We start from the raw sequence: 23,733 nt of genomic DNA, 5'->3' as shown, positions 1-23,733 counted from the left end.
TCAACTCAGTAATGCAAGGATGGTGCCAAGCCTTGGATATGGCTTTGTTCCGCCTCCCTGTAACCCTCCAATCAGAGTGCTCCGTCCCGCGCGGTCACGCCACTCTCAGCGCCCATTGATACAGGCTCTGACCGCACCACGCCTGGTGGGAAACACCCTTTTGCAGTATTCATCACCGCATAACCGGACATGAAGCCGGAGCTTGCCAGCAAAATTTGCGACAGAAGCCACCAGACACCCACAACAACGTCAGAGCCAATAAAAAAAGCCGCCCGGAGGCGGCTTTTTTTGAGCTTGAATATCGGCAGCTGGCTGACGCCAGCCGTCAATATTAGAAGCTGTGACGGATACCGAAGTCGTAGCCGTTGGAGTTGTCGTTCACACCGGTCACAGCGCCGTTCAGAGCTTGTGCAGCGCCGTTCTTGTTGTTCACGTGAGCGTACGTTGCGTACAGAGCAGTGCGCTTGGACAGGTTGTGGACGTAGCCCAGAGCCAGCTTGTTCGTACGGGGATCAGCACCAACGGTGTCGATCTTGTAGGTGGAGTAGGACAGACGAACTTCGCCAGCGCCCACGGGGATCAGACCACCGATCAGGAAGCCCTTGCCGTCGTTGCCACCGCTGATCTTGTCTTGGTTGTAGTGAGCCATGATCTTGGCCATGCCCAGATCATACTGACCACCCAGGTTCACGGCCTTGATGTTGCCGGTCAGGAACTTGGTTTCGGAGAAAGCGATAGCGGCGTTGATGGGGCCGTTAGCGTAACCAGCGCGCAGTGCCAGGCCGTTGCCGTCCTTCTTGTTGGCAGCGTTGCTGTTGTTCTCACCCATGTAGTACTGGGCTTGGCCGTAGAAACCACCCAGGTTGCCAGGCAGGAAGTAGCCGATGGAGTTCGAAGCGCGGATGGTGGTAGGGCCACCCAGGCTGGAGTTCAGGGTTTGGGTGGTGCCCACGCCGTTCGTGCCGAACGGATCGAACACGGTCAGGTTCCAGAATTGGGGGGTGTAGTCACGGCCCAGACGCACTTCACCGAAGCCGCCGTTCAGGCTAACCGTCGAACGACGGTTGAAAGTCAGGCCGCCGCCAGTGCTGGTAGCTGCTTGGTTGTTGGTGTTGGTAACGCCGCCGGTGCCGTTGTCGTTGTTCAGACCAGCTTCGAGCCAGAACGAAGCGGACATGCCGCCACCCAGGTCTTCAACGCCGCGGAAACCCAGACGGCTGCTGTTGTAGCCGGAGTTCGTCAGTTGCGACTTGTTAGAGACGCTGCCGGAACCGTAAGCGTAGGTTGCGTCAACCACGCCGAACAGGGTCACGGAAGATTGAGCCATTGCAGCGCCGGAAGCAGCCAGCACAGCCAGGGCAATCAGGGATTTTTTCATTGCGAGTTACTCCAAGGTTAAACATCGGGCTCCGGTACGGGGGGTCTATGGTGAAAGCACCTGCACAGTCCCGCCGGTTTCCCGGGCCAACCTCCTGGTGGGGAAGTTGCTCTTATTGCACCAGACCCGGACCGGTTTCGCAAAGGAATTCACCCACAATCGCCCCGAAAGGGGAAATTCGTTGCAGTGTTGCAACATTTCAGTGCGCACGGGCAAAATCACGATTGCTGCATGCAACTCCTGTGCCTTGCCCTGTGGTTTTTTGTATCCAAGTGCAATTTGTGTTTCGACACCATTGCCACTCGAAAGCTTTCCATGGACGCTTTTTTGACTGCCGCAGACAACGCGCTGCGCACACTGTTTGCCCAACCCCGCGCTTCCGAGCAGACACCGGCCCACGGTGTGCCCGAGGCGTCGCTCGATCCTGCACAGAAAAAGCTGGCGGGGGCCCTGATGCGGGTGAATCATGTGGGAGAAGTGTGCGCCCAGGCGCTCTACAGCGCGCAGGCGGCCGTCACCCGCGACCCCGCCCTGCGGGACCACCTGCAGGCAGCGGCGCGCGAAGAAACCGATCACCTGGCCTGGACGCAACAGCGCCTGGACGCGTTGGGCGCGCGCCCCAGTCTGCTCAACCCTCTGTGGTTCGCAGGGGCTTTTGCGCTCGGACTGGTGGCCGCCAAGGTCAGTGACCGGGCCAACCTGGGATTTGTGGTGGAAACAGAAACCCAGGTGGCAGCGCATCTGCAAAGCCACCTCGACCGGCTTCCCGAGCAGGATCAGGCATCAAGGGCCGTGGTCGCCCGGATGAAGCAGGACGAGGAGCGGCACGCAGACCAGGCCCGCGCCGCCGGCGCGCTGGAATTGCCCGCCCCGGTGCGCCTCGCCATGAAAGGCGCCGCCAAGGTCATGACCACCACGGCGCACTATCTTTGAACCCCCAGCTGGTTCACGCGGGCAACAGGTGCACCAAAAACATACGCACAACCACCCGCTCATTCTGGCAGTCCAGACCATCCCACGACTTCGTCAGGCCTCCAGCACCTCGTAGCCGGTGGTGATGTCGGCCGTCTTGCCCAGCATGATGCTGGCTGAGCAGTATTTGTCATGGCTCATGGCAATCGCGCGCTCCACGGCGGCCGGGGGGATGCCCTTGCCCGTGACGGTGAAATGCATGTGGATCTTGGTGAACACCTTGGGGTCGGTCTCGGCGCGTTCCGTCGTCAACTTGACGCTGCAGCCGCGCACGTCATGGCGGCCCCGCTTGAGGATCAGCACCACGTCATAGGCGGTGCACCCGCCCGTGCCCGCCAGTACGGTTTCCATAGGCCGGGGCGCCAGGTTCTGGCCGCCATTGGCAGGGTTGGCGGCATCGGGGGCACCGTCCATGGTCAAAACATGGCCGCTGCCGGTTTCGGCCACAAAACCCATGCCGGAGCGGGTCCCCGCCCCGCCGGTCCAACTGACTGTGCATTCCATTTGTGTTTCTCCTGTGTGACACGTGGTTTTTTCGCACGGAAAACCGAAACGAAAAGAATTTGATGCGAATTTTGCTGCATCGCAACAAGACTCGCGCTAAACTTCGCCCATGCGCTGCCGCTTTCGAACAGAAAGGAACCGGCAGGCGGCAAGAAGCCCGGAACCCGGCACTTGCCTCGCACCGATTGTCTCCTCCATCTCCTCAAAGGATGGATTAGCCCCAGGCCTCACGGCCCGGGGCTTTTTTTTGCCCGGTCGCCCCGCGCCGCAACAGGCCGCCCGCCCAGAGGCCTCGGCCCCTCCCCAGGGCGACGCCCTATGATGTGGGCCCCCGCCCGCTGCCCTGCGCCGGTGGGGCTCTCCTCCTGCACCTGCCATGACCCAGCACCTCACCCCCGCCGACTACCTCAAAAAAATCCTGACCGCCCGCGTGTACGACGTGGCCGTGGAGTCGGCGCTGGAGCCCGCCAAGAACCTCAGCCGCCGTCTGCACAACAAGGTGCTCCTCAAGCGCGAGGACCAGCAACCCGTGTTCAGCTTCAAGCTGCGGGGGGCTTATAACAAGATGGCGCACCTCACGCCCGAGCAGCTGCAGCGCGGCGTGATCTGCGCATCGGCGGGCAACCACGCCCAGGGCGTGGCAATGAGTGCCCACCGGCTGGGCACGCGCGCCGTGATCGTGATGCCCACCACCACGCCGCAGCTCAAGATTGATGCCGTGAAGACGCTTGGTGGCGAGGTCGTGCTGTTTGGCGAGAGCTATTCCGACGCCTACGGCCACTCCGTCCAGCTGGAGAAAGAACAGGGCCTGACCTTCGTGCACCCGTTCGACGACCCGGACGTGATCGCTGGCCAGGGCACCATCGCCATGGAGATCCTGCGCCAGCTGCAAAGCCTGGGCAGCAACCAGCTCGACGCCGTGTTCGTGGCCATCGGCGGTGGCGGCCTCATTTCGGGCGTGGCCAACTACATCAAGGCCGTGCGACCCGAGATCAAGGTGATCGGCGTGCAGATGAACGACTCGGACGCGATGATCCAGTCGGTGCAGGCCCACAAGCGCGTGACGCTGGCCGATGTGGGCCTGTTCTCCGACGGCACCGCCGTGAAGCTGGTGGGCGAGGAGACCTTCCGCGTGGCGCAGGGCCTGGTGGATGACTACATCACCGTCGATACCGACGCCGTCTGCGCCGCCATCAAGGACATCTTTGTGGACACGCGCAGCATCGTGGAGCCCGCTGGCGCGCTGGCAGTGGCGGCCATCAAACAATATGTCGCCAAGAACAAGACCAAGGGCGAGACCTACGCCGCCATCCTTTGCGGCGCCAACATGAACTTCGACCGGCTGCGCTTTGTGGCCGAGCGTGCTGAAGTGGGTGAAGAGCGCGAGGCGCTGCTCGCCGTCACCATTCCGGAAGAACGCGGCAGCTTCCGCCGCTTCTGCGAGGTGGTGGGCGGCCTGCCCGGCGGCCCGCGCAACGTGACCGAGTTCAACTACCGCATCAGCGACGCTGCCCGGGCCCATGTGTTTGTAGGCCTGACCACCAACGGCAAGGGCGAATCGGAAAAGATCGCCAAGAACTTCAACCGCCACGGCTTCGAGGCGCTGGACCTGACGCACGACGAGCTGGCCAAGGAACACCTGCGCCACCTGGTCGGCGGCCACTCGGCGCTGGCCCAGGACGAGCGCCTGATGCGCTTCACCTTCCCCGAGCGGCCCGGCGCGCTGCTCAAATTTTTGAGCCTGATGCAGCCGACCTGGAACATCAGCCTGTTCCATTACCGCAACCAGGGCGCGGACTATGGCCGCATCCTCGTGGGCATGCAGGTTCCGCCCGAGGACAAGGCGGCCTTCGACGCCTTCCTGGCCACGCTGGGCTACCCCTATGTGGAAGAAACACTGAATCCGGCCTACCGCCTGTTCCTGCGCTCCAAATAATGCCCAAAGTGGCTGCAAGCGCTAGTTGAATATGCCCTAGCAGCTATCAAAAAAGAAGCATCAACCCCCACTGCACACCATGCAAGCCCTGCGCCACTACCTGCTGGCCGTGCAGTTCTTCACCCGCATCCCCGTCACCGGGCGGCTGGCGAACTGGGTGGGCTACAGCCCGGCCATGCTGCGGGCCAGCGCGGCGCACTTTCCGGGTATTGGCTGGCTGGCGGCGTTGCTGTCTGCGGCCGTGTATGCCGCGCTGCACTGGGCGCTGGCGCCCAACCCGCTGGCCCCGGCCGTGGCAGCGGTGTTCTGCACCATCGCCACGGTGCTGATGACCGGCGGCTTTCATGAAGACGGCCTGGCCGACGTGGCCGACGGCCTGGGCGGCAGCTACGACCGCGAACGCGCGCTGGACATCATGAAGGACTCGCGCATCGGCGCCTTCGGGGCCATGGCGCTGGTGCTGGCGCTGTTGGCCAAGCTCAGCCTGCTGGCGCTGCTGGGGACGCACAGCCTGCCCGCGGCGCTGGCGGCCCTGGTGGGCGCGCATGTGCTGTCGCGCTTTTGGCCCCTGCTCATCGTGCGCAGCCTGCCGCATGTGGGCGACACGGCGCGCTCCAAAAGCAAGCCGCTGGCCGATCAGATCTCCGGCCAGGCACTGGTCACGGCACTTTTATGGTGTTTTCCGCCCCTGGTGCTAGTGGGATATGCCCAATCAGCTCTCTGTTTAGTAGCACCCATCGCTCTCAGCGCGCTCTGCGCGGCCTGGATGGCGCGTTGGTTCGCCCGGCGGCTGCAAGGCTTCACCGGTGACTGCCTGGGCGCCACGCAGCAGGTGAGCGAGATCGGGTTCTACCTGGGCGCGGCCATCGCACTGCGATGGCTATGACGCCCTCCCCCGTCGCCGCCAGCAGCCGCCTGTGGCTGGTGCGCCATGCGGCCCCGCTGGTTGCCCCGGGCACCTGCTACGGCGCTTTGGACGTGCCCGCCGACGCGCAGGCCACCCGCGCTGCGGCAGAGCGACTGTCAACCGCACTGCCTCCCAGTGCCCTCGTGGCGCATTCCACGCTACAAAGATGTGAGCTGCTGGCGCATGAACTACAAGCGCTCAGACCCGATTTGACCTTTGCCTCCGACGCCCGGTTGCGCGAGATGGACTTCGGCCGTTGGGAGGGGCTAACCTGGGACGCCATCGGCAAAAGTGCCATCGACACCTGGGTGGCCGGGTTCGCCACCCACGCACCCGGCGGGGGCGAAAGCCTGGCCCAGATGCTGCACCGCGTGGCGGCCGCCCTGCAAAACGCCCGGGAGTGGCGCACCGATCAGGGAGCGAAGGATACGGTGTGGATCACCCACGCCGGGGTGGCACGCTGCGTGGCCTGGTTGCAGGAGCATGGAGAAAGCGCCCTGCCCCGCCCAGACGACTGGCCGGTGGCGGCGCCGGGCTGGGGGGAATGGGAAATCAGGGAGCTGACCTGACGCCACGTGCGGCAGGCCAACAAAAAGACCATCAGTTTTTCAGCGGCATGTCCAGCGTCACCGTGGCAGGCCCGCCCATGCTGGCCCCCAGTTGCGCCTGACGGGGGCCCAGGGCCTGCAGCACCAGCCCCTCATCCACGGCAGCGCCCACACGGAATGGCTTGGCGGGCTTGCCGTCCACGGCGATCAATGCGGCTCCGCCGCCGCTGCTGCGCCCCGACAGCACGCCGATCAGCGTGAACCGGCTTGCGGTGGGTGCCACCGGCGCTGCCACGCCTAAGGCTGCGGGCGCCGCCCCCAGCAAACGCGCCAGTGCCTGCGCATCCATGGCCACCGGGGCAGGCGCCACGGCCGGCGCGGGGGATGCGGACGAAGGCGCCGACAGGCGCAGCCCCCAATAGACCACGCTGGCGCCGGCGGCTGCCCAGAGCACCAGAGTCCCCAGGCGGACGCCCCATTTGCTGTACGTATTGGTCACCATGCGGGGATTATGATTCACGCGATTCGACCATCCGAGAGACCGCCAGCAGTGAACACTTCTTTCTCCCTCCTCGTGCGCTCCGCCCCGCGCCGCGTTGCCAAGACCGTGGCCCGTGGTTTCACCCTCATCGAACTGATGGTGGTGCTGGTGATCATCGGCGTGCTGGCCGCGCTGATCGTGCCCAACGTGCTCGAACGTGCCGACGATGCCCGCGTGACGGCCGCCCGCACCGACATCACCAACATCATGCAGGCGCTCAAGCTCTACCGCCTGGACAACCAGCGCTACCCCACGGCCGAACAGGGCCTGCAAGCCCTGGTCATCAAGCCCACTGCGGGCCCCGTGCCGGGCAACTGGAAGCTGTACCTCGAAAAGCTGCCCAACGACCCCTGGGGCCGCCCTTACCAATACCTCAACCCCGGCATCAAGGGCGAGATCGACGTGATGTCGTTCGGCGCCGATGGCCAGTCGGGCGGCGAAGGCAAGGACGCCGATATTGGCAGCTGGCAGTGACCGCTCATTGCCAAGGTTCCCCAGCTCCATGAACCGGGCGCGCGCCCAGCGAGGGACGCCGTGGAACTGGCTTTGCCAGGCCACTGGCGTCTTCTCCCCCGGAAGAAGCCGTGCAGCGGCTCAACGGGGCTTCACCCTCCTGGAGTTGCTGGTCGTCATCAGCATCATGGCGCTGGCCACGGCGGGCGTGGGGCTGGCGATGCGCGATGGCGGGCAGACGCAGCTGGAGCGGGAGGCCGCGCGGCTGGCGGCGCTGCTCGAATCCGCACGCGCCCAGTCGCGCGCCGGGGGCATCCCGGTGCGCTGGCGCGCGCTGCCGGGGGGGTTCCGTTTTGAAGGGCTGCCGCGCAGCGCGCAGGCCGCTCTGCCCGACCAGTGGCTGGACCCTGGCACCGTGGTGCGCGGACCAGCGGTGCTGCAACTGGGCCCCGAGCCGCTGATCGGCCCGCAGCAGGTGCTGATCACCCACCAGTCCTCCCCCGACCGTACCCTGCGCATTGCCACCGATGGTGTGCGCCCGTTTTCCGTGGACGCGGTGCAGTGAGGACGCGCCGCCCCCTCATCGGCCACCGGGGCTTCACGCTGGTGGAAGTGCTGGTGGCGCTGGCCATTGTGGCCATTGCCCTCATGGCGGGGCTGCAGGCCACGACGGCACTCACGCGCAACGCAATGCGGCAGTCCGACATCGTGCTCGCGCAGCTGTGCGCAGAGAACGAACTGGTCAAGGCCCGGCTCTCGCGCCAGATGCCCAGCGTGGGGGACAGCAGCCTGACCTGCGAGCAGGCCGGGCGCCAGCTGCAGGTGGTGACCATCGTGCGGCCCACACCCAACCCGAGTTTTCGGCGCATCGATGCACAGGTGCTGGATGGAGACAACTCCATCCTGCGCCTCTCCACCATCATTGGAAGGTATTGATGCCCCCCCTGAGTCGCTTCGCGCCTTCCCCCCGTGAGGGGGACGCACCCGGTGGCCTGGCAGAGCCAGTTCCACGGGTGCACTGGCCTCGCGTCGCGCCAGTTTTGAAGGTCCCGCACGGTTTCACGCTCATCGAGCTGCTGGTCGCCATCAGCGTGATGGCGTTGATCGCCATCCTGAGCTGGCGCGGGCTCGATGGCATGGTGCGGGCGCAGGAGTCCACGCGCCAGCGGGCGGATGAGATGCTGGTGCTGCAGGCCGCGCTGGGGCAGTGGGGTACGGACTTGGACGCCCTGGTGTCCATCGCCAACACCACGCCGCTGGACTGGGATGGCCAGGTACTGCGCCTCACCCGCCGCAGCAGCGCCGTGCCCGACGAGGGTGCGCTGGTGGTGGCCTGGACCCGCCGCAACAACAACCAGGGCGTGGGCCAGTGGCTGCGCTGGCAGTCGCCGCCGGTGCGCACCCGCGCCGACTGGCGGCAGGCCTGGGAGCAGGCCGCCCAGTGGGCGCGCACGCCGGGCGACGCCGAGCGGCGCTACGAGGTGACGCTGCTGCCGCTGGACAACTGGCAGATCTTTTATTACCGGGGCGGCGCATGGTCCAACCCCCAGTCGAGCACGGGCACCCCGACGGGCGACAGCACCTCGGCCATCCCGGACGGCATCCGCCTGCAGATCACCCTGCCCCCGGGCCAGGCGCTGACGGGGCAGCTGACGCGTGACTGGGTCAACCCCGTGCTGGGCGGAGGCAGATCGTGAGTACCCCCCTGAGCGGCTGCGCCGCATCCCCCCAGGGGGACGCCACTCGTGGCCTGGCAAAGCCAGCTCCACGGTGGCACTCGCTGTGGCAGCGCCCATCGCACAGGCACAAGGCACGCGGCGCCGCCCTGCTCGCCGCCATGCTCACCGTCACGCTGGTCGCCACCTTTGCGGCCGCAGCGATGTGGCAGCAGTGGCGCGCGGTGGAGGTCGAGACGGCCGAGCGCGGCCGCGTGCAGTCCGCGTGGATCTTGATCGGCGCACTCGACTGGTCGCGGCTGATCCTGCGCGAGGACGGGCGCTCCGGCGGGGCCGACCACCTGGCCGAGCCCTGGGCCATCCCCTTGCAGGAGGCCCGCCTGTCCACCTTCCTCGCGGCCGACAAGAACGTGACGCAGGTGGACGACGCCAGCACCGACACCACCGAGGCTTTCCTGTCGGGCCAGATCACCGACCTGCAGGGCCGCCTGAACATCACCAACCTCGCAGAAGGCGGGCAGGTGCAGGCCGTGGCCCTGCGGCAGTTCACCCGGCTGTTCGAGCGCCTGGGCCTGCCCGGCCAGCAGCTGAGCACCCTCATCGACGGCCTGCGCCGCGCGCAGGCGGGTGCAGGCTCCGACAGCGGCTCCGCCCCCTTGCTGCCGCCCAGCGTGAGCCAGCTGGGCTGGCTGGGCCTGACCCCGGCCACGGTGGCGGCGCTCGCTCCGCATGTGACGCTGCTGCCTGTGCGCACCCCGGTCAACCTGAACACCGCCGACATCAACGTGCTCATGGCCGCCATCGACGGGCTGGACAGCGCCACGGCCCAGAAGATCGTGCAGACCCGCGAGGCGCGGCACTTCCGCACCCTCAGCGACGTGCGCGACCTCGTGGGCGCCAACATCGACATCAACGAAAGCGCCCATGCCGTGGCCTCGTCGTACTTTGAAGTGCGGGGCCGCCTGCGGCTGGGCGATGCGATGGTGGACGAGCGCTCTTTGGTGCGCAAACAGGGCATCGACGTGACCACCCTGTGGCGCGAACGCGGCGCCTTCGACCGGGAAACCACGCAAACCCTGCCCGGGGCGCAGCGTTGAGAACCTGTTCTGAGGCACAACAACCCTCAACACTGCACGACCCACACCGCCGCTGCGTCACGCCCGCCCCCTAAAATGGCCCGCAAAACCCGCCCATGAGCACCCTGATCCTTTTCCTGCCGCCGGCACGCCCGGGACCCGCCTCCGAGTACGCCTACACGCTGACGGCAGACGGCCATTCCGCCCTCCAGCACGCCACCGCACCCGCAGCCCTGCTGCCCGAGCCCACCCGCCCCGGCGGCGAGGTTGTGGCCGTGGTGCCTGCACGGGCACTGTCGTGGCAGCGCGTGACCATTCCGGCCGGTGTGCCGCTGGGCGCCGGCCAGCAAACGCCCCGGCTGCGCTCCGTGCTCGAAGGCCTGCTCGAAGACCGCGTGCTGGACGACGCCAGCCAATTGCACTTTGCGCTGCAGCCCGGCGCACAAAGCCGCGCGCAGGCCGGCGAGCCGGTGTGGGTGGCCGTGTGCGACCGCGCCTGGCTGCGCGAACACCTGCAGGCGCTCGAAGCCGCAGGCCGCCGTGTGGCCCGCATGGTGCCCGAATTTGCCACCGGCCCCACGGCCAGCGGCCAGCCCGAGCTGTGTGCACTGGGCACGCCCGAAGAAGCCTACGTGGTGCTCACCGGCCACGGTACCGACCAAGGCGTGGCGGTGCTGCCGCTGACCCCCATGGCCCTGACCCTGGCGCGTACCGGCTTGCTGGCCGCCGAGGCTGGCGACGACCAGCCCCTCGTGGTCCGCGCCGAGCCCGCCGTGGCCGCGCTGGCCGAACGCACCCTGGGCCAGCAAGGCCAACGCATTGCCCTGCACACCACCAGCCAGCGCGCGCTCGATGCCGCCCGTGGCAACTGGGACCTGGCGCAATTCGACCTGTCCAGCACCAGCAGCACCCGCGCGCTGCGCAAGGTGGGCAGCGCGCTGAGCGCGGCGCTGTACGCCCCGCAGTGGCGTGCCGCCCGCTGGGGCGCTGGCGTGCTGGTGGTGGCGCACTTGGTGGGGCTCAACGCCTGGGCCTGGCAAGAACGGCAGGCACTGAATGCCAAGCAGGCCAGCGTGCGCAACACCCTGACCCAGACCTTCCCCAAGGTGCAGGTGGTCGTCGATGCACCGGTGCAGATGGAACGCGAGCTCGCCCAGCTGCGGCAGGCCGCCGGTAGCGTGTCGGCGCGCGACCTGGAGCCCCTGCTGGCGGCGGCCGGTGCGGCCTTGCCCGATGGCCGCCCGCCCAGCAGCATCGAATACACCCCTGGCGAGCTGCGCCTGCGCGGCGTGACCCTGGCGCCCGATGAAGAATCCGTGGTGTCTGGCCGCCTGCAAGCCGCCGGCTACCGCGCCCGCATGGACGATGGCAGCCTGTTGCTGCGCACCGAGGTGAGCCCATGACCCAACCCTCCGCCCTCCAGGACCGCTGGAAAGCCCTGGCGCCCCGCGAGCAGAACCTGGTGCTGGCCGCCGGCACGGTGGTGGCGCTGGCCCTGCTGTGGTGGGTGGCCGTCGCCCCCGCGCTCGGCACCTTGCGCGCCGCACCCGCGCGGCACGCCGCGCTCGACGCCCAGCTGCAGCGCATGCAAAGCCTGCAGGCCGAGGCCCAGCAACTGCAGGCCACCCCCGCCACCAGCCCCGGCGATGCCGTGGGCGCGCTGCGCACCGCTCTCACGCAGCGCCTGGGCAACACGGCACAGCTCAACGTGGCGGGCGACCGCGCCACGGTCACGCTCAAAGGCGCATCGGCCGACGCGCTGGCCCAGTGGCTGGCCCAGGCCCGCAGCAATGCCCGCGCCACGCCGCTCGAAGCGCGCCTGACCCGCAGCGCTGCTCCTGCTGCTGCGGCGCCGGCTGGCAATGCACCCCTCACCCTGGGCAGCACGCCCATGGCCATGCCCCGCTGGGATGGCACCGTAGTGCTGGCCTTGCCCGCCGCCCCGGCCCGCTGACCCGCTGCCCCGTCACCGCCCTGAACGACACCCTCCCCATCGTGGCCCGCAACCTCCGTCCGACACGCCCGGCCCTCCGCTCCGTCCCCCGCACGGCGTGGGGCTGGGCATGGGCCGGCGTGCTGGCCGGCGTGCTGCCCGCCGTGGTGGCCTTTGCGCCCGCGCACTGGCTGGCCGGCGGCGTGGCCCGTGCCACCCAGGGGCAGTTGCTGTTGCTGCAGCCACGGGGCACGGTATGGACCGGATCGGCCCAGCTGGTGTTGACCGGCGGCCAGGCCAGCAAAGACAGCGCCGCCCTGCCCGGCCGGGTGGACTGGCAGCTGCGCCCCACCTGGGGTGGTCTGCGCGCCCGGCTGCAAGCGGGCTGCTGCACGCCGGAGCCCCTGCAGGCCCAGGTGCACCTGCGCTGGGCAGGCCCCCAAATCACCCTGGCCGACGGCCAGAGCCAGTGGCCCGCGGCGTTGCTGGCGGGCCTGGGCACCCCCTGGAACACGCTGCAGCCGCAGGGCCAGCTGGCGCTGCAGACCCGCGCACTGGCCGTGCAATGGGCCGCTGGCCGCATGGTGCTGTCGGGCCAGGCCCAGCTGGATGCGCGGGCCATGTCCTCGCGCCTGTCCACCCTGCGCCCCATGGGTAGCTACCGGCTGGTGCTGCAGGGCGGCGAAGTGCCTACGCTCGCCCTCAGCACGCTCGACGGGGCCTTGCAACTGAGCGGCAGCGGCCAGTGGGTGGGCAACCGCCTGCGCTTTGCGGGCGAGGCCAGTGCCGCCCCCGAGCGGGAGGCCGCACTGTCCAATCTTCTGAACATCATCGGACGGCGCAATGGCGCGCGCTCCATCATCACCGTGGGTTGAATCTATGACTTTCCTGTTTGCTCCACGCCTGCGCTTTACTCTCAAAACAATAGCTGCCAGCACAATACTTGCCTGCGCTAGCGGCCAGATTGGCGCCCAAACGGCGGTGGACACCCGCACCGGCAGCGTGCGCCCCAGCGAACCCGTCACGCTCAACTTTGCCAACGCTGAGATCGAAGCCGTGGCCCGCACCATGGCCACCATCACTGGCCGCAACGTGGTGGTGGACCCGCGCGTGAAAGGCCAGCTCAACCTGGTGACCGAGCGCGCGGTGACACCCGCCGCCGCGTTCCAGCAGTTCCTGGCCGCGCTGCGGCTGCAAGGCTTCACGGTGGTGGAGGCGGCCGGCCTGTACAAGGTGGTGCCCGAGGCCGACGCCAAGTTGCAGGGCGGCAGCGTGAGCGTGGTGCAGGGCAACGCGGGCAGCGCACCCGGCGGTGGGCAGATCGTCACGCAGATCTTCAAGCTCAACTTCGAGAACGCGGCCAATCTGGTGCCGGTGCTGCGCCCGCTGATCAGCCCCAACAACACCATCAACGTGAACCCCGGCAACAACTCGCTGGTGATCACCGACTACGCCGACAACCTGCAGCGCTTGGCGCGCATCGTGGCGGCCATGGATGTGTCCAACGCCAGCGATGTGGAAGTGATTCCGCTCAAGAACGCCATTGCCAGCGACCTGGCACCGCTGGTGTCGCGCCTGATCGACGGCGGCAGCGCCAACGGGGGCGCCGCCGCTGCGGCCGCACCCGGCCAGGCCGACACCGCGTTCAAGACCACCCTGATTGCCGAACCGCGCAGCAACTCGCTGATCCTGCGGGCCGCCAACCCAGCCCGCGTGGCCCAGGTGCGCGCCCTGGTGGCCCAGCTGGACCAGGCGCCCGCGCCCGGCAGCAGCGCCGCCAGCGGCAACATCCATGTGGTCTACCTCAAGAACGCCGACGCCACCAAGCTGGCCACCACCCTGCGCGCCGCCATGGCGGCCATGGGCGGCAACAATGGCGGTGCGGCCAGCGGCGGTGGCGGTGCCAGCTCGCCCGCACCCAGCACGGGGCTGAGCACCGGCGGCATGCTGTCCACCAATGGCAGCTCGTCCGGCAGCAGTAGCACCGGCGGTGGCCTGGGCTCCAGCACCAGCGCCATGGGCACCAGCAGCACCAACAACAACCAGCCCTCCACCGGCGGGCAGATCCAGGCCGACCCCACCACCAACTCGCTCATCATCACGGCGCCCGAGCCGCTGTACCGCCAGCTGCGCGACGTGATCGACAAGCTCGACGGCCGCCGCGCGCAGGTGCTGGTCGAGAGCCTGATCGTCGAGGTCTCCGCCAACAAGGTGGCCGAGTTCGGCATCCAGTGGCAGGGCATTCTGGGCAAGAACGGCGATGGCACCGTGGGCGTGATTGGTACCAACTCCGGCGCGGCCGGTGCCAACATCCTGAACGTGACAGCCGCCCTGGCCTCGGGCTCCACCACCTCCATCGCTTCAGCGGCCAGCTCGCTGGGCAAGGGGTTGAATCTGGCGCTCGCACCGCGCATCAACGGCCAGTACTACCTGGGCGCGCTGGCCAACTTCCTGCAGAACAGCGGCGATGCCAACGTGCTCTCCACCCCCAACCTGATGACGCTGGACAACGAAGAGGCGCGCATCATCATCGGCAACAACGTGCCCTTCGTGACCGGCTCGTACGCCAACAGCACGGGCAGCAGCACGGTGAACCCGTTCACCACGGTGGAGCGCAAGGACGTGGGCCTGATGCTCAAGGTGCGCCCGCAGATCAGCGAGAACGGCACCGTGAAGATGGCCATCTATCAGGAGGTCTCCAAGATCGACACCGCCACGCTGAGCAACGCCAACGGTCCCACCACCAGCAAGCGCTCCATCGAGTCGAACGTGGTGGTGGACGACGGCAGCATCATCGTGATCGGTGGCCTGCTGGAAGACAGCTACTCGCAAGGCCAGGACAAGGTGCCGGTGATGGGTGACATCCCGGTGCTGGGCAATCTGTTCCGCAGCGAGAACCGCACCCGCAACAAGACCAACCTGATGGTGTTCCTGCGCCCCATTGTGGTGCGTGACAACGCCACCAGCGACGCGCTCATGATGGACCGATACGAGGCCATCCGCGCGCTGCAGCAGACCACGCAGCCAGCGCCCAGCGTGGTGATGAAGTCGGTGTCCGGCGCGCCCATCCTGCCCGCGCTGCCACAGCGCGCAGAGCCCGGCGCAGCCACTGTGCCTGCGCAGCCGCTGGCCCCGCTGCCCGCCGAGACTTCGCCACGCTGAAGAAGAGAAGAGCCGCCACCCATGCGCCACCCCCTGCCCTACGCCTTTGCCCGCACCGCCCAGCTGCTGCTGGAGGACGACGGCCACCAGCTGGTGCTGTGGCACGGCCCCAGCCCCGACGCGGGCGCGCTGTCCGAAGTGCTGCGCAAGCACCCGGTGCAGCAGCTGCTGCCGCTAGATGCCCCGGCCCTGGCCCAGCGCATCAGCGCGGCCTATTCGCACAGCGAATCGAGCGCCGCCACCGTGGTGAGCGAGGTCGAAAGCGATGCCGACCTCTCGCGCATGATGCAGGAGCTGCCCGCCGTCGAGGACTTGCTGGAATCCGCCGGCGACGCGCCCATCATCCGCATGCTCAACGCCCTGCTCACGCAGGCCGCACGCGACGGCGCGAGCGACATCCACATCGAGCCCTACGAGCGGCATTCGAGCGTGCGCTTTCGGGTGGACGGCACGCTGCGCGAAGTGGTGCAGCCCAACCGCGCACTGCATGCCGCCCTGATCTCGCGCCTGAAGATCATGGCCGACCTGGACATCAGCGAAAAACGCCTGCCGCAGGACGGCCGCATCAGCCTGCGCCTGGGCACCCGCGCCATCGACGTGCGCGTGTCCACCCTGCCCAGCGCCCATGGCGAACGCGCGGTGCTGCGCCTGCTGGACAAGAGCGAAAGCAAGCTGAGCCTGGAAGCCGTGGGCATGCAGGGCGACACCTTGCACCGCTTCGAGGGCCTGATCGGCCAGCCGCACGGCATCATCCTGGTGACCGGCCCCACGGGCTCAGGCAAGACCACCACGCTGTACGCGGCGCTGGGCCGGCTCGATGCCACGCGCAACAACATCATGACGGTGGAAGACCCCATCGAGTACGAGCTGCCGGGCGTGGGCCAGACACAGGTGAACAGCAAGATCGAGCTGACCTTCGCCAAAGCCCTGCGCGCCATCCTGCGGCAGGACCCGGACATCATCATGATTGGTGAAATCCGCGACTTCGAGACCGCGCAGATCGCCATCCAGGCGTCGCTGACGGGCCATCTGGTGCTGGCCACGCTGCACACCAACGATGCCGCCAGCGCCGTGACGCGCCTGACGGACATGGGCGTGGAGCCGTTTCTGCTGTCGTCATCCCTGCTGGGGGTGCTGGCGCAGCGCCTGGTGCGCAAGTTCTGCAGCCACTGCCACGGCAGCGGCTGCGAGCACTGCGGCCAGACCGGCTACACCGGCCGCACGGGCGTGTTCGAACTGCTGGTGACCACGGACGCGATCCGCGCGCAGATCCACAACCAGGCGTCTGAGGCCGACATCCGCGCCGCCGCCATGGCCGATGGCATGGCGCTGATGCGCGACGATGGGGAACGTCTGATTGCCGCCGGCATCACCAGCCGCGAAGAAGTGCTGCGGGTGACGCGGGACTGATTTGCTATACATCTGATAGCTTCTAGCGCATGAAGCACTAGCGCTACCAGCCAAAAACACCTGAAATTACCGGATCTGCAACGCGGGTCGGCGCGCCACCTGGGCGACGGCAGGTGCTGCGGCAACGGGGGGGTTGAACGTGGCCGAGGGCGATGCGCCATCCTGCAGCTTGAACTGGCTGACGGCGCTGTTGAGGTGGTGGGCCTGCTCCCGCAGCGACTCGGACGCTGCGGTGGACTCCTCCACCAGCGCCGCGTTTTGCTGGGTCATCTGGTCGAGCTGGGTGACCGACTGGCTGATCTGGCCGATGTTGTCGCTCTGCTCGGCCGACGAGGCGGTGATCTCCGCAATGATGTCGGACACGCGCCGCACGCTGCTCACGATCTCGGTCATGGTCTGGCCGGCCTGGCTCACCAGGCGCGAGCCGTCTTCCACCCGCTCCACCGACGAACCGATCAGACCCTTGATCTCCTTGGCCGCTTCGGCGCTGCGCTGCGCGAGGTTGCGCACCTCGCTGGCCACCACCGCAAAGCCGCGGCCTTGCTCACCGGCACGGGCGGCTTCCACCGCAGCATTGAGCGCCAGGATGTTGGTCTGGAACGCAATCGAATCGATCACGCCCGTGATGTCGGCAATCTTGCGCGAGCTGGTGGTGATCTGGTCCATGGTGGTCACCACCTGCGACACCACGGCCCCGCCGCGTGCGGCCACCTCGGCGGCGGTCGATGCGAAGTCGCTGGCCTGGCGCGAGGACTGGGCGCTTTGCTGCACGGTGCTGGTCAGCACTTCCATCGACGAGGCCGTCTCTTCCAGGTTGGCCGCCGTCTGCTCGGTGCGGTGGCTCAGGTCGTGGTTGCCGCTGGCGATCTCGGAGCTGGCGGTGGAGATGTTGCCCGCCGCGTCCTGCACCTGGCGCACCAGGTCACGCAACGCGTCCTGCATGCGGCCCATGGAGCCCACCAGCTGGCCCACTTCGTCCTGGTTCATGGCCGCCACATCGCGCGACAGGTCGCCGCTGGCAATGCGTTCGGCCAGCTCCTGCGCCTGCCCGAGGGACTTGGTGATGGAACGCACGCTGAAGAAGGTGAGGGGAATCAGCACGGCCAGCGCCAGCACCAGGCCCACACCGATCAGCGCGGCCATGGTGGAGGTGCGCGACTCAACGCCCGCACGGGCCTCGTCCATCTGTGCGCGCGCGGCGGCGGCCAGGCTGGAGAACAGCTTGTCGGTGGCCTCCATGTGGACCTTCAGGCGGTCGGCATAGGCGCCGCCGCCCGCGCCATCAAGCTGCGCCCGCTCGATCTGCTCGAAGATGGGCGAGATGCCGGTTTCGTAGGCCTTGATCTCGGCCAGCGACTTGTCGATGGACTCGACAAACGCCGCATCGCCCGACTGCACCTGGCGCACATCGGACAGGCTCTTGCGCAACGCAGCCAGTGTCTTGGCCCAGGTCTCGCGCAAGGCGGACACCTCGACCGAGTTGTTGAAGTTGATGATGATGTCTTTTTCGGTCCGGCGCAGGTCACCCAGGGTGGTGCGCAGTTCGGACATGTCGGTCAGGGTCTGCACGCGCTCCGAGAACAGCACCTGCAGCGTGCCGCGCGTTCGGTCGAGGGCCACATAACCCATGGCTCCAATGACGACCAGAAGGATCAGGGAAAAGACGGTTCCGAAATAGAGACGCGTGCGAATCGAGAAGCGGCCGAGAGCGTTCATTGCTCTTCCTTACATTTTTTAACAGACAGTCCAGCATAGCAAATTTGGTGCCACACACACCCCCTACCTTCTGGGCCGGGGGTGGGCGGGACTATATGCCGGGCCGGGCCGTCGGCCGCACAGGGTAAGCACGGCCCCGAGGCCCGGTTGCAGGGAATCCTCGGGGCCAGTAGCTGCGCTTATTGCGCCGCAGCCATCACACGGGCTTGAGCGGGATGTACAGCTCGCCCCCGCCCTTCTGGAACTCAGCCGCCTTGGTCTGCATGCCCTGGGCCAGGGCTTCGGCCTCGGCCACGCCCTTTTGCGCCGCGAAGTCGCGCACTTCCTGCGTGATCTTCATCGAGCAGAACTTGGGGCCGCACATCGAACAGAAATGCGCCACCTTGGCCGAGTCCTTGGGCAGGGTCTCGTCGTGGTATTCCTTGGCCGTCTCGGGGTCCAGGCCCAGGTTGAACTGGTCCTGCCAGCGGAAGTCGAAGCGCGCCTGGCTCAATGCATCGTCGCGCGAGCGGGCACCCGGGTGGCCCTTGGCCACATCGGCAGCGTGGGCCGCGATCTTGTACGCAATGATCCCCTGCTTCACGTCGTCACGGTCGGGCAGGCCCAGGTGTTCCTTGGGGGTCACGTAGCACAGCATGGCCGTGCCCATCCAGCCGATCATGGCGGCGCCGATGGCGCTGGCGATGTGGTCATAGCCGGGCGCGATGTCGATGGTCAGCGGGCCCAGGGTGTAGAACGGCGCCTCGTGGCAGGTCTTGAGCTGCTCGGTCATGTTGGCCTGGATCATGTGCATGGGCACGTGGCCGGGGCCTTCGATCATGGTCTGCACGTCGTGCTTCCAGGCCACCTGGGTCAGCTCGCCCAGCGTGTGCAGCTCGGCAAATTGCGCTTCGTCATTGGCGTCGGATGCGCAGCCGGGGCGCAGGCCATCGCCCAGGCTGAACGACACGTCGTACGCCTTCATGATGTCGCAGATGTCCTCGAAGTGCTCGTACAGGAAGCTCTCGCGGTGGTGCGCCATGCACCACTTGGCCATGATGGAGCCGCCGCGCGAGACGATGCCGGTGCGGCGCTGCGCCGTGAGGTGGATGTAGGCCAGGCGCACGCCGGCGTGGATGGTGAAGTAGTCCACGCCCTGCTCAGCCTGCTCGATCAGCGTGTCGCGGAAGATTTCCCAGGTCAGGTCCTCGGCAATGCCGCCCACCTTTTCCAACGCTTGGTAGATCGGCACCGTGCCGATGGGCACAGGCGAGTTGCGCACGATCCAGTCGCGCGTGGTGTGGATGTTCTTGCCAGTGGACAGATCCATCACGTTGTCGGCACCCCAGCGGATGGCCCACACCAGCTTTTCAACCTCTTCTTCAATGCTGGACGTGACGGCCGAGTTGCCGATGTTGGCGTTGATCTTGACCAGGAAGTTGCGGCCAATCGCCATCGGTTCCACCTCGGGGTGGTTGATGTTGGCCGGAATGATGGCGCGGCCCCGGGCCACTTCGTCGCGCACGAATTCGGGCGTGATGATGCGCGGGATGCTGGCGCCCATGGGGTTGCCCATCAGGCGCTGCTCACGGCCTGCATCGGCCATGTACTGGGCCATCCACTCGCGCTTGCCGTTTTCACGGATGGCCACGTACTCCATCTCGGGCGTGATGATGCCCTTCTTGGCGTAGTGCATCTGCGTGACGTTGGCACCACTTTTAGCGCGCAGGGGCTTGCGCTGCAGCGCGGCAGCTTCAGCGCGCAATTGGGCGAGGCGGGTGGCGTCTTCGCTCTTTTGCCCATCGTCCAACGCCACGGGCGCGCGGCCTTCGTAGTGCTCCACGTCGCCACGGCCGGTGATCCAGCCGCCGCGCACGCTGGCCAGGCCTTGGCGCACATCGATCACCGCGTTGGGGTCGGTGTACGGGCCCGAGGTGTCATACACGCTGACCAGCTCGCCGTTGGTGAGCGCAATATCGCGTACGGGCACGCGCAGGTCGGCGTGCAGCTGGCCGGGGATATAGGCCTTGCGCGATGCGGGAAAGGGTTCGCGGGTGCGTGCGAGCAGCTCGGCGAATTTCTCGGGGGCAGCCAGTTGGGCGTGGGGATCGGGGGCGTTCATAGGCAGGTCTCCTGGTTCCGGTGGCGGTGGGGTCTGCTCCGGAATGGACCTGTGCGCCCCCCAGGTGCTGCGGCGCCTGGGGCATGGCGTGCCCACAGGGACTGCGGGCACGGGGACAAGGAGGTCGGCTCTTCTTCCGCCGGTATGAACCGGATCAAGTTCGTCGGGTTCGCAAGCTCGCCCGAATTCCTTCAGGCCCCTTGCATCTCAGCGCATCAGCACACCCCGGAGCAGGCGCGAGTATAGGGCAGAGGAAAACCGGGGCTGCAGAGCCCCCTGTATCAGCGCATCAGGCCAGGCGGCCGATGAGGATCACTGCGAAGAAGAAAACGGCGGCGATCACCGTCCACTTGAGGATGACGAGCCCCAGGCGCTTGTAGCGCGGCTGCCCGGTGCCGGCATAAAACGCAAACGACACGGCCGCGGCCAGAAGCAGCAGCATGGCCAGCCAGCGAAAGATCAACATGGCGGGCGGGCCTTACCAGGCGCGCGCGGGCTGCGCAAAGCCGGTGGGGGCTTGGCGTTCGTCTTCGAACGTGACCACCTCCCAGGCATCGCGCTGGGCCAGCAACTCGCGCAGCAGCTGGTTGTTCATGGCATGGCCCGAGCGGAAGGCGCTGTAGGCGGCCAGCAGCGGCTTGCCGATAAGGTACAGGTCACCCATCGCATCCAGGATCTTGTGCTTCACGAACTCGTCGTCGTAGCGCAGGCCGTCGCTGTTGAGCACCTTGTAGTCGTCCATGACGATGGCGTTGTCCAGTCCGCCGCCCAGCGCCAGGCCGTTGGAGCGCATCATTTCGACATCGCGGGTGAAGCCAAAGGTGCGCGCGCGAGCAATGTCGCGGCTGTAGTTGCCTTGCCCCAGGTCAAACTCCACGCGCTGGCCGGTGGAGTCCACGGCCGGGTGGTCAAAGTCGATTTCAAAACTGAGCTTGTAGCCGTGGTACGGCGTGAGGCGCGCCCACTTGGCGTTGGCGCCTTCGCCCTCGCGCACCTCCACGGGGCGGGTGACGCGGATGAAGCGCTTGGGCGCATTCTGCAACTCCACCCCGGCGCTCTGCAGCAGGAACACGAACGAGGCCGAAGACCCGTCGAGGATGGGGACCTCTTCGGCCGTGATGTCCACATAGAGGTTGTCAATGCCCAGCCCCGCACAGGCCGACATCAGATGCTCCACGGTGTGCACCTTGGCATTGCCCACCGCGATGGTGGACGCCAGCCGCGTATCCGTCACCGCCTCGGCACGGATGGGAATGTCCACCGGCTGCGGCAGGTCCACCCGCCGGAACACGATGCCCGTGTCCGGCTGCGCGGGCCGCAGGGTCAACTCGACCCGCTGGCCGCTGTGCAGGCCCACGCCTACGGCGCGGGTCAGGGTCTTGAGGGTGCGTTGCTGGAGCATCTGCGCATTTTAGTTTCTGCGGCACTGCCCCGCACACGCAGAGGTCTTGTCGCTTCTCAAAGCAATGCGTACGTCGAGCTACCGCCGCGTTTTCACCTACTGTGCAGGCCCCATGCTTCGCCGCACAATTTGCAGTCTGAGGGCCTTGAAAATACACAACATGAACTCACTACACCCGCCCCACAGGAGACTCCCATGAGCAAACTCAGTTTCAAGATGAAGGTCATGCTCATGATCGGCACCGCGCTCACGGCGCTGCTGATCATGGCCATCCTGTCACTCCTCCAGGAGCGGCGGCTGATCACCGAGTCCCGCAAGGACTTGCTGACCACCGCCGTACAGTCCGCCCACAGCATCGTCGTCGGCTACCAGGCCAAGGCCGCCAGCGGCGCCATGTCGGTGGAAGACGCGCAGAAAGCCGCCAAGGATGCCTTGCGCATTGCCCGGTACGGCGGGCCCGAGGGCAAGACCGAATACTTCTACATCTGGACCACAGAGGGCGTGGGCGTGATGCACCCCTTCAAGACCGAGTGGGACGGGCAGGACATGCTCGGCAAGGTCAAGGACGGCTCGGGCGTGGACATCATTGGCTTGCTGGTCAACGGTATGCGCAGCAGCAAGGACGGCAAGGCCTTTGTGCCCACCATGTTTGCGCGCCCCGGTCAGCAGACGCCCGTGCCCAAGCTGCAGTACATCGTCAAGGTGGAGGGCTGGAACTGGATGGTCGGCTCCGGGCTGTACACAGATGACGTGGATGTCATGCTGCGCCAGGCCCTGTGGTCGAGCCTGGCACTGGTGCTGGCCGTGTTTGTGGCGGTGGGGGTGATCGGCCTGCTGGTGTCGCGCTCGGTGTTGCGCCAGATTGGCGGCGAGCCCACCCATGCCATTGCCATCATGTCGGAGGTGGCCGAAGGCAACCTGGACGCGCAGATCCCGGCCGCCCCGCCGGGCTCCATGCTCGACGGCCTGGCCCACATGGTGACCTCGTTGCGCAAGCTGGTGACCGAAGTGCGCTCGGCCACCGACAGCATCGCCACCGCGTCCAGCGAGATTGCCCAGGGCAACAACGACCTGGCCCACCGCACCGAAGACACGGCCAGCAACCTGCAGACCACGGCCAGCAGCATGGAGGAGCTGACCAGCACCGTGAAGCAGACCTCCGACTCCGCGCAGACCGCCAACCAGATGGCCACGTCCGCCGCCGAGGTGGCCGCGCGCGGGGGCGAGGTGGTGTCGCAGGTGGTGTCCACCATGCAGGACATCAACGCCAGCAGCAAGAAGATCAGCGACATCATCGGCGTCATCGACGGTATCGCGTTCCAGACCAACATCCTCGCGCTCAACGCCGCCGTGGAAGCCGCCCGCGCTGGAGAGCAGGGCCGGGGCTTTGCTGTGGTGGCGGGCGAGGTGCGCAGCCTGGCGCAGCGCAGCGCCGAGGCCGCCAAGGAGATCAAGTCGCTGATCGGCGCGTCGGTCGAAAAGGTCGAATCCGGAACGGCCCTGGTGGGCAATGCGGGCGCCACCATGACCGAGATCGTGGCCAGTGTGCAGCGCGTGACCGACATCATTGGCGAGATCCGTGCGGCCACGTCCGAACAGAGCCAGGGCATTGCACAGGTCAATACCGCCATGAACCAGCTGGACCAGATGACCCAGCAGAATTCGGCGCTCGTGGAAGAATCCACGGCCGCCGCCGACAGCCTGCGCGAGCAGGCCATGAAGCTCACCCAGGTGGTGGCGCTGTTCCGAGTGAACGGCAGCACCTCGGCGCACGCCCCGGCCAGCCGACCCGCGCCAGCCCGGCGTCCGGCTGCGGCTCCTGCGGTGCGTGCGGCAGCGCCGCGCCCTGCCCTGGCCAAGGCGCCGGCAGCACCTCGCCCTGCTGCGCCTTCACCGGCCCCAGCGGCAGCATTGCCCCCCAAGGCAAGCAGCCCCAAGCCTTCGGCAGACAACAACGACGATTGGGAATCTTTCTGATCACTGAGAGGCCAGGGGCCACCCAGGCCTGAGCGCGCACA

Annotated in this window: 22 protein-coding genes and 1 riboswitch; of the genes, 15 read left to right on the top strand and 7 right to left on the bottom strand. The window is 67.1% G+C overall.

All coding sequences use genetic code 11. From position 1 onward, the window contains the following. Positions 1-331 precede the first annotated feature (331 nt). On the bottom strand, positions 332-1,378 hold the full coding sequence (locus C8C99_RS18950) for a porin (protein ID WP_056646686.1): 1,047 nt from the start codon (positions 1,376-1,378) through the stop codon (positions 332-334). 315 nt (positions 1,379-1,693) lie between these two features. On the opposite strand from C8C99_RS18950, the gene coq7 reads away from it, so the two are divergent. Beyond that, the gene (gene coq7 / locus C8C99_RS18945) at positions 1,694-2,311 is read left to right on the top strand and encodes a 2-polyprenyl-3-methyl-6-methoxy-1,4-benzoquinone monooxygenase (protein ID WP_056646690.1); all 618 of its coding nucleotides are present in this window, start codon (positions 1,694-1,696) and stop codon (positions 2,309-2,311) included. Between the two features lie 93 nt (positions 2,312-2,404). On the opposite strand, the gene C8C99_RS18940 is transcribed toward coq7, so the two are convergent. Then, positions 2,405-2,854 (bottom strand): OsmC family protein, encoded by a 450-nt coding sequence (locus tag C8C99_RS18940; RefSeq protein ID WP_015012580.1) that lies wholly within the window; start codon positions 2,852-2,854, stop codon positions 2,405-2,407. Positions 2,855-3,230: 376 nt separating this feature from the next. Here C8C99_RS18940 and ilvA point away from each other — a divergent pair, with 376 nt between their 5' ends. From ilvA to C8C99_RS18925, 3 genes are all read left to right on the top strand, one after another. Next, positions 3,231-4,790 carry a threonine ammonia-lyase, biosynthetic gene (gene ilvA / locus C8C99_RS18935; RefSeq protein WP_060984500.1) on the top strand — a complete coding sequence of 520 codons (1,560 nt, stop codon included), beginning with the start codon at positions 3,231-3,233 and terminating at the stop codon, positions 4,788-4,790. 79 nt (positions 4,791-4,869) lie between these two features. After that, on the top strand, positions 4,870-5,676 hold the full coding sequence (cobS, locus tag C8C99_RS18930) for an adenosylcobinamide-GDP ribazoletransferase (RefSeq protein ID WP_108626570.1): 807 nt from the start codon (positions 4,870-4,872) through the stop codon (positions 5,674-5,676). Continuing rightward, a complete protein-coding gene (locus C8C99_RS18925) occupies positions 5,673-6,266 on the top strand; it encodes a histidine phosphatase family protein (RefSeq protein ID WP_108626569.1) in 594 nt (197 codons plus the stop codon). The genes cobS and C8C99_RS18925 overlap by 4 nt, the downstream gene beginning before the upstream one ends. A gap of 31 nt (positions 6,267-6,297) precedes the next feature. Here the strand turns inward: C8C99_RS18925 and C8C99_RS18920 are convergent, their stop codons facing one another. Continuing rightward, positions 6,298-6,747, bottom strand: a complete 450-nt coding sequence (locus C8C99_RS18920; protein WP_108626568.1) for a type II secretion system protein N — start codon at positions 6,745-6,747, stop codon at positions 6,298-6,300. 72 nt (positions 6,748-6,819) lie between these two features. On the opposite strand from C8C99_RS18920, the gene gspG reads away from it, so the two are divergent. The 10 genes from gspG (at position 6,820) to C8C99_RS18870 (ending at position 16,496) form a co-directional block, all read left to right on the top strand. Then, positions 6,820-7,260, top strand: coding sequence for a type II secretion system major pseudopilin GspG (gene gspG, locus C8C99_RS18915; protein WP_108626567.1), 441 nt, complete (start codon positions 6,820-6,822; stop codon positions 7,258-7,260). Positions 7,261-7,288: 28 nt separating this feature from the next. Next, positions 7,289-7,804, top strand: coding sequence for a prepilin-type N-terminal cleavage/methylation domain-containing protein (locus C8C99_RS18910; RefSeq protein WP_108626566.1), 516 nt, complete (start codon positions 7,289-7,291; stop codon positions 7,802-7,804). Further along, on the top strand, positions 7,801-8,175 hold the full coding sequence (gene gspI, locus C8C99_RS18905; protein WP_108626565.1) for a type II secretion system minor pseudopilin GspI: 375 nt from the start codon (positions 7,801-7,803) through the stop codon (positions 8,173-8,175). Before C8C99_RS18910 ends, gspI begins: the two co-directional genes overlap by 4 nt. Further along, positions 8,175-8,936, top strand: coding sequence for a type II secretion system protein J (locus C8C99_RS18900; protein ID WP_108626564.1), 762 nt, complete (start codon positions 8,175-8,177; stop codon positions 8,934-8,936). Before gspI ends, C8C99_RS18900 begins: the two co-directional genes overlap by 1 nt. Then, positions 8,933-10,012, top strand: a complete 1,080-nt coding sequence (gene gspK, locus C8C99_RS18895) for a type II secretion system minor pseudopilin GspK (RefSeq protein WP_158274180.1) — start codon at positions 8,933-8,935, stop codon at positions 10,010-10,012. Before C8C99_RS18900 ends, gspK begins: the two co-directional genes overlap by 4 nt. Before the next feature lie 95 nt (positions 10,013-10,107). Then, a complete protein-coding gene (gene gspL, locus C8C99_RS18890) occupies positions 10,108-11,394 on the top strand; it encodes a type II secretion system protein GspL (RefSeq protein ID WP_108626562.1) in 1,287 nt (428 codons plus the stop codon). After that, positions 11,391-11,945 (top strand): type II secretion system protein GspM, encoded by a 555-nt coding sequence (gene gspM, locus C8C99_RS18885; protein WP_108626561.1) that lies wholly within the window; start codon positions 11,391-11,393, stop codon positions 11,943-11,945. The genes gspL and gspM overlap by 4 nt, the downstream gene beginning before the upstream one ends. Before the next feature lie 41 nt (positions 11,946-11,986). After that, complete coding sequence (gene gspN / locus C8C99_RS18880) at positions 11,987-12,799, top strand: type II secretion system protein N (RefSeq protein ID WP_108626560.1); 813 nt, start codon at positions 11,987-11,989, stop codon at positions 12,797-12,799. Positions 12,800-12,803: 4 nt separating this feature from the next. Further along, a complete protein-coding gene (gene gspD, locus C8C99_RS18875; RefSeq protein ID WP_108626559.1) occupies positions 12,804-15,086 on the top strand; it encodes a type II secretion system secretin GspD in 2,283 nt (760 codons plus the stop codon). Positions 15,087-15,107: 21 nt separating this feature from the next. Then, the gene (locus C8C99_RS18870) at positions 15,108-16,496 is read left to right on the top strand and encodes a GspE/PulE family protein (protein WP_108626558.1); all 1,389 of its coding nucleotides are present in this window, start codon (positions 15,108-15,110) and stop codon (positions 16,494-16,496) included. A gap of 66 nt (positions 16,497-16,562) precedes the next feature. Here C8C99_RS18870 and C8C99_RS18865 read toward each other — a convergent pair whose 3' ends face one another. The 4 genes from C8C99_RS18865 to lpxC all read right to left on the bottom strand — a co-directional run bounded on the left by C8C99_RS18865 (position 16,563) and on the right by lpxC (position 21,715). Continuing rightward, a complete protein-coding gene (locus tag C8C99_RS18865; RefSeq protein WP_108626557.1) occupies positions 16,563-18,212 on the bottom strand; it encodes a methyl-accepting chemotaxis protein in 1,650 nt (549 codons plus the stop codon). 196 nt (positions 18,213-18,408) lie between these two features. Further along, positions 18,409-20,313 carry a phosphomethylpyrimidine synthase ThiC gene (gene thiC / locus C8C99_RS18860; RefSeq protein ID WP_233247266.1) on the bottom strand — a complete coding sequence of 635 codons (1,905 nt, stop codon included), beginning with the start codon at positions 20,311-20,313 and terminating at the stop codon, positions 18,409-18,411. A gap of 114 nt (positions 20,314-20,427) precedes the next feature. Beyond that, positions 20,428-20,551: riboswitch (TPP riboswitch) on the bottom strand. Positions 20,552-20,602: 51 nt separating this feature from the next. After that, positions 20,603-20,779 (bottom strand): hypothetical protein, encoded by a 177-nt coding sequence (locus C8C99_RS24070; RefSeq protein ID WP_015012563.1) that lies wholly within the window; start codon positions 20,777-20,779, stop codon positions 20,603-20,605. A 12-nt stretch (positions 20,780-20,791) separates the two neighbouring features. Further along, complete coding sequence (lpxC, locus tag C8C99_RS18855) at positions 20,792-21,715, bottom strand: UDP-3-O-acyl-N-acetylglucosamine deacetylase (RefSeq protein WP_108626556.1); 924 nt, start codon at positions 21,713-21,715, stop codon at positions 20,792-20,794. A gap of 195 nt (positions 21,716-21,910) precedes the next feature. On the opposite strand from lpxC, the gene C8C99_RS18850 reads away from it, so the two are divergent. Beyond that, positions 21,911-23,692, top strand: coding sequence for a methyl-accepting chemotaxis protein (locus tag C8C99_RS18850; RefSeq protein ID WP_108626555.1), 1,782 nt, complete (start codon positions 21,911-21,913; stop codon positions 23,690-23,692). Positions 23,693-23,733: the final 41 nt, after the last annotated feature.

Source organism: Acidovorax sp. 107, from assembly GCF_003058055.1.
In the GTDB taxonomy this organism is placed as follows: domain Bacteria; phylum Pseudomonadota; class Gammaproteobacteria; order Burkholderiales; family Burkholderiaceae_C; genus Acidovorax.
Note: the sequence above shows the minus strand (reverse complement) of the source record. Positions and strands in the feature narration are given on the sequence as shown.

Coding starts and splice junctions, on each gene's coding strand:
- C8C99_RS18950 (WP_056646686.1), bottom strand. CDS start 1,378: ATGAAAAAATCCCTGATTGCCCTGGCTGTGCTGGCTGCTTCCGGCGCT.
- coq7 (WP_056646690.1), top strand. CDS start 1,694: ATGGACGCTTTTTTGACTGCCGCAGACAACGCGCTGCGCACACTGTTT.
- C8C99_RS18940 (WP_015012580.1), bottom strand. CDS start 2,854: ATGGAATGCACAGTCAGTTGGACCGGCGGGGCGGGGACCCGCTCCGGC.
- ilvA (WP_060984500.1), top strand. CDS start 3,231: ATGACCCAGCACCTCACCCCCGCCGACTACCTCAAAAAAATCCTGACC.
- cobS (WP_108626570.1), top strand. CDS start 4,870: ATGCAAGCCCTGCGCCACTACCTGCTGGCCGTGCAGTTCTTCACCCGC.
- C8C99_RS18925 (WP_108626569.1), top strand. CDS start 5,673: ATGACGCCCTCCCCCGTCGCCGCCAGCAGCCGCCTGTGGCTGGTGCGC.
- C8C99_RS18920 (WP_108626568.1), bottom strand. CDS start 6,747: ATGGTGACCAATACGTACAGCAAATGGGGCGTCCGCCTGGGGACTCTG.
- C8C99_RS18910 (WP_108626566.1), top strand. CDS start 7,289: ATGAACCGGGCGCGCGCCCAGCGAGGGACGCCGTGGAACTGGCTTTGC.
- C8C99_RS18900 (WP_108626564.1), top strand. CDS start 8,175: ATGCCCCCCCTGAGTCGCTTCGCGCCTTCCCCCCGTGAGGGGGACGCA.
- gspL (WP_108626562.1), top strand. CDS start 10,108: ATGAGCACCCTGATCCTTTTCCTGCCGCCGGCACGCCCGGGACCCGCC.
- gspM (WP_108626561.1), top strand. CDS start 11,391: ATGACCCAACCCTCCGCCCTCCAGGACCGCTGGAAAGCCCTGGCGCCC.
- gspD (WP_108626559.1), top strand. CDS start 12,804: ATGACTTTCCTGTTTGCTCCACGCCTGCGCTTTACTCTCAAAACAATA.
- C8C99_RS18870 (WP_108626558.1), top strand. CDS start 15,108: ATGCGCCACCCCCTGCCCTACGCCTTTGCCCGCACCGCCCAGCTGCTG.
- C8C99_RS18865 (WP_108626557.1), bottom strand. CDS start 18,212: ATGAACGCTCTCGGCCGCTTCTCGATTCGCACGCGTCTCTATTTCGGA.
- thiC (WP_233247266.1), bottom strand. CDS start 20,313: ATGAACGCCCCCGATCCCCACGCCCAACTGGCTGCCCCCGAGAAATTC.
- C8C99_RS24070 (WP_015012563.1), bottom strand. CDS start 20,779: ATGTTGATCTTTCGCTGGCTGGCCATGCTGCTGCTTCTGGCCGCGGCC.
- lpxC (WP_108626556.1), bottom strand. CDS start 21,715: ATGCTCCAGCAACGCACCCTCAAGACCCTGACCCGCGCCGTAGGCGTG.
- C8C99_RS18850 (WP_108626555.1), top strand. CDS start 21,911: ATGAGCAAACTCAGTTTCAAGATGAAGGTCATGCTCATGATCGGCACC.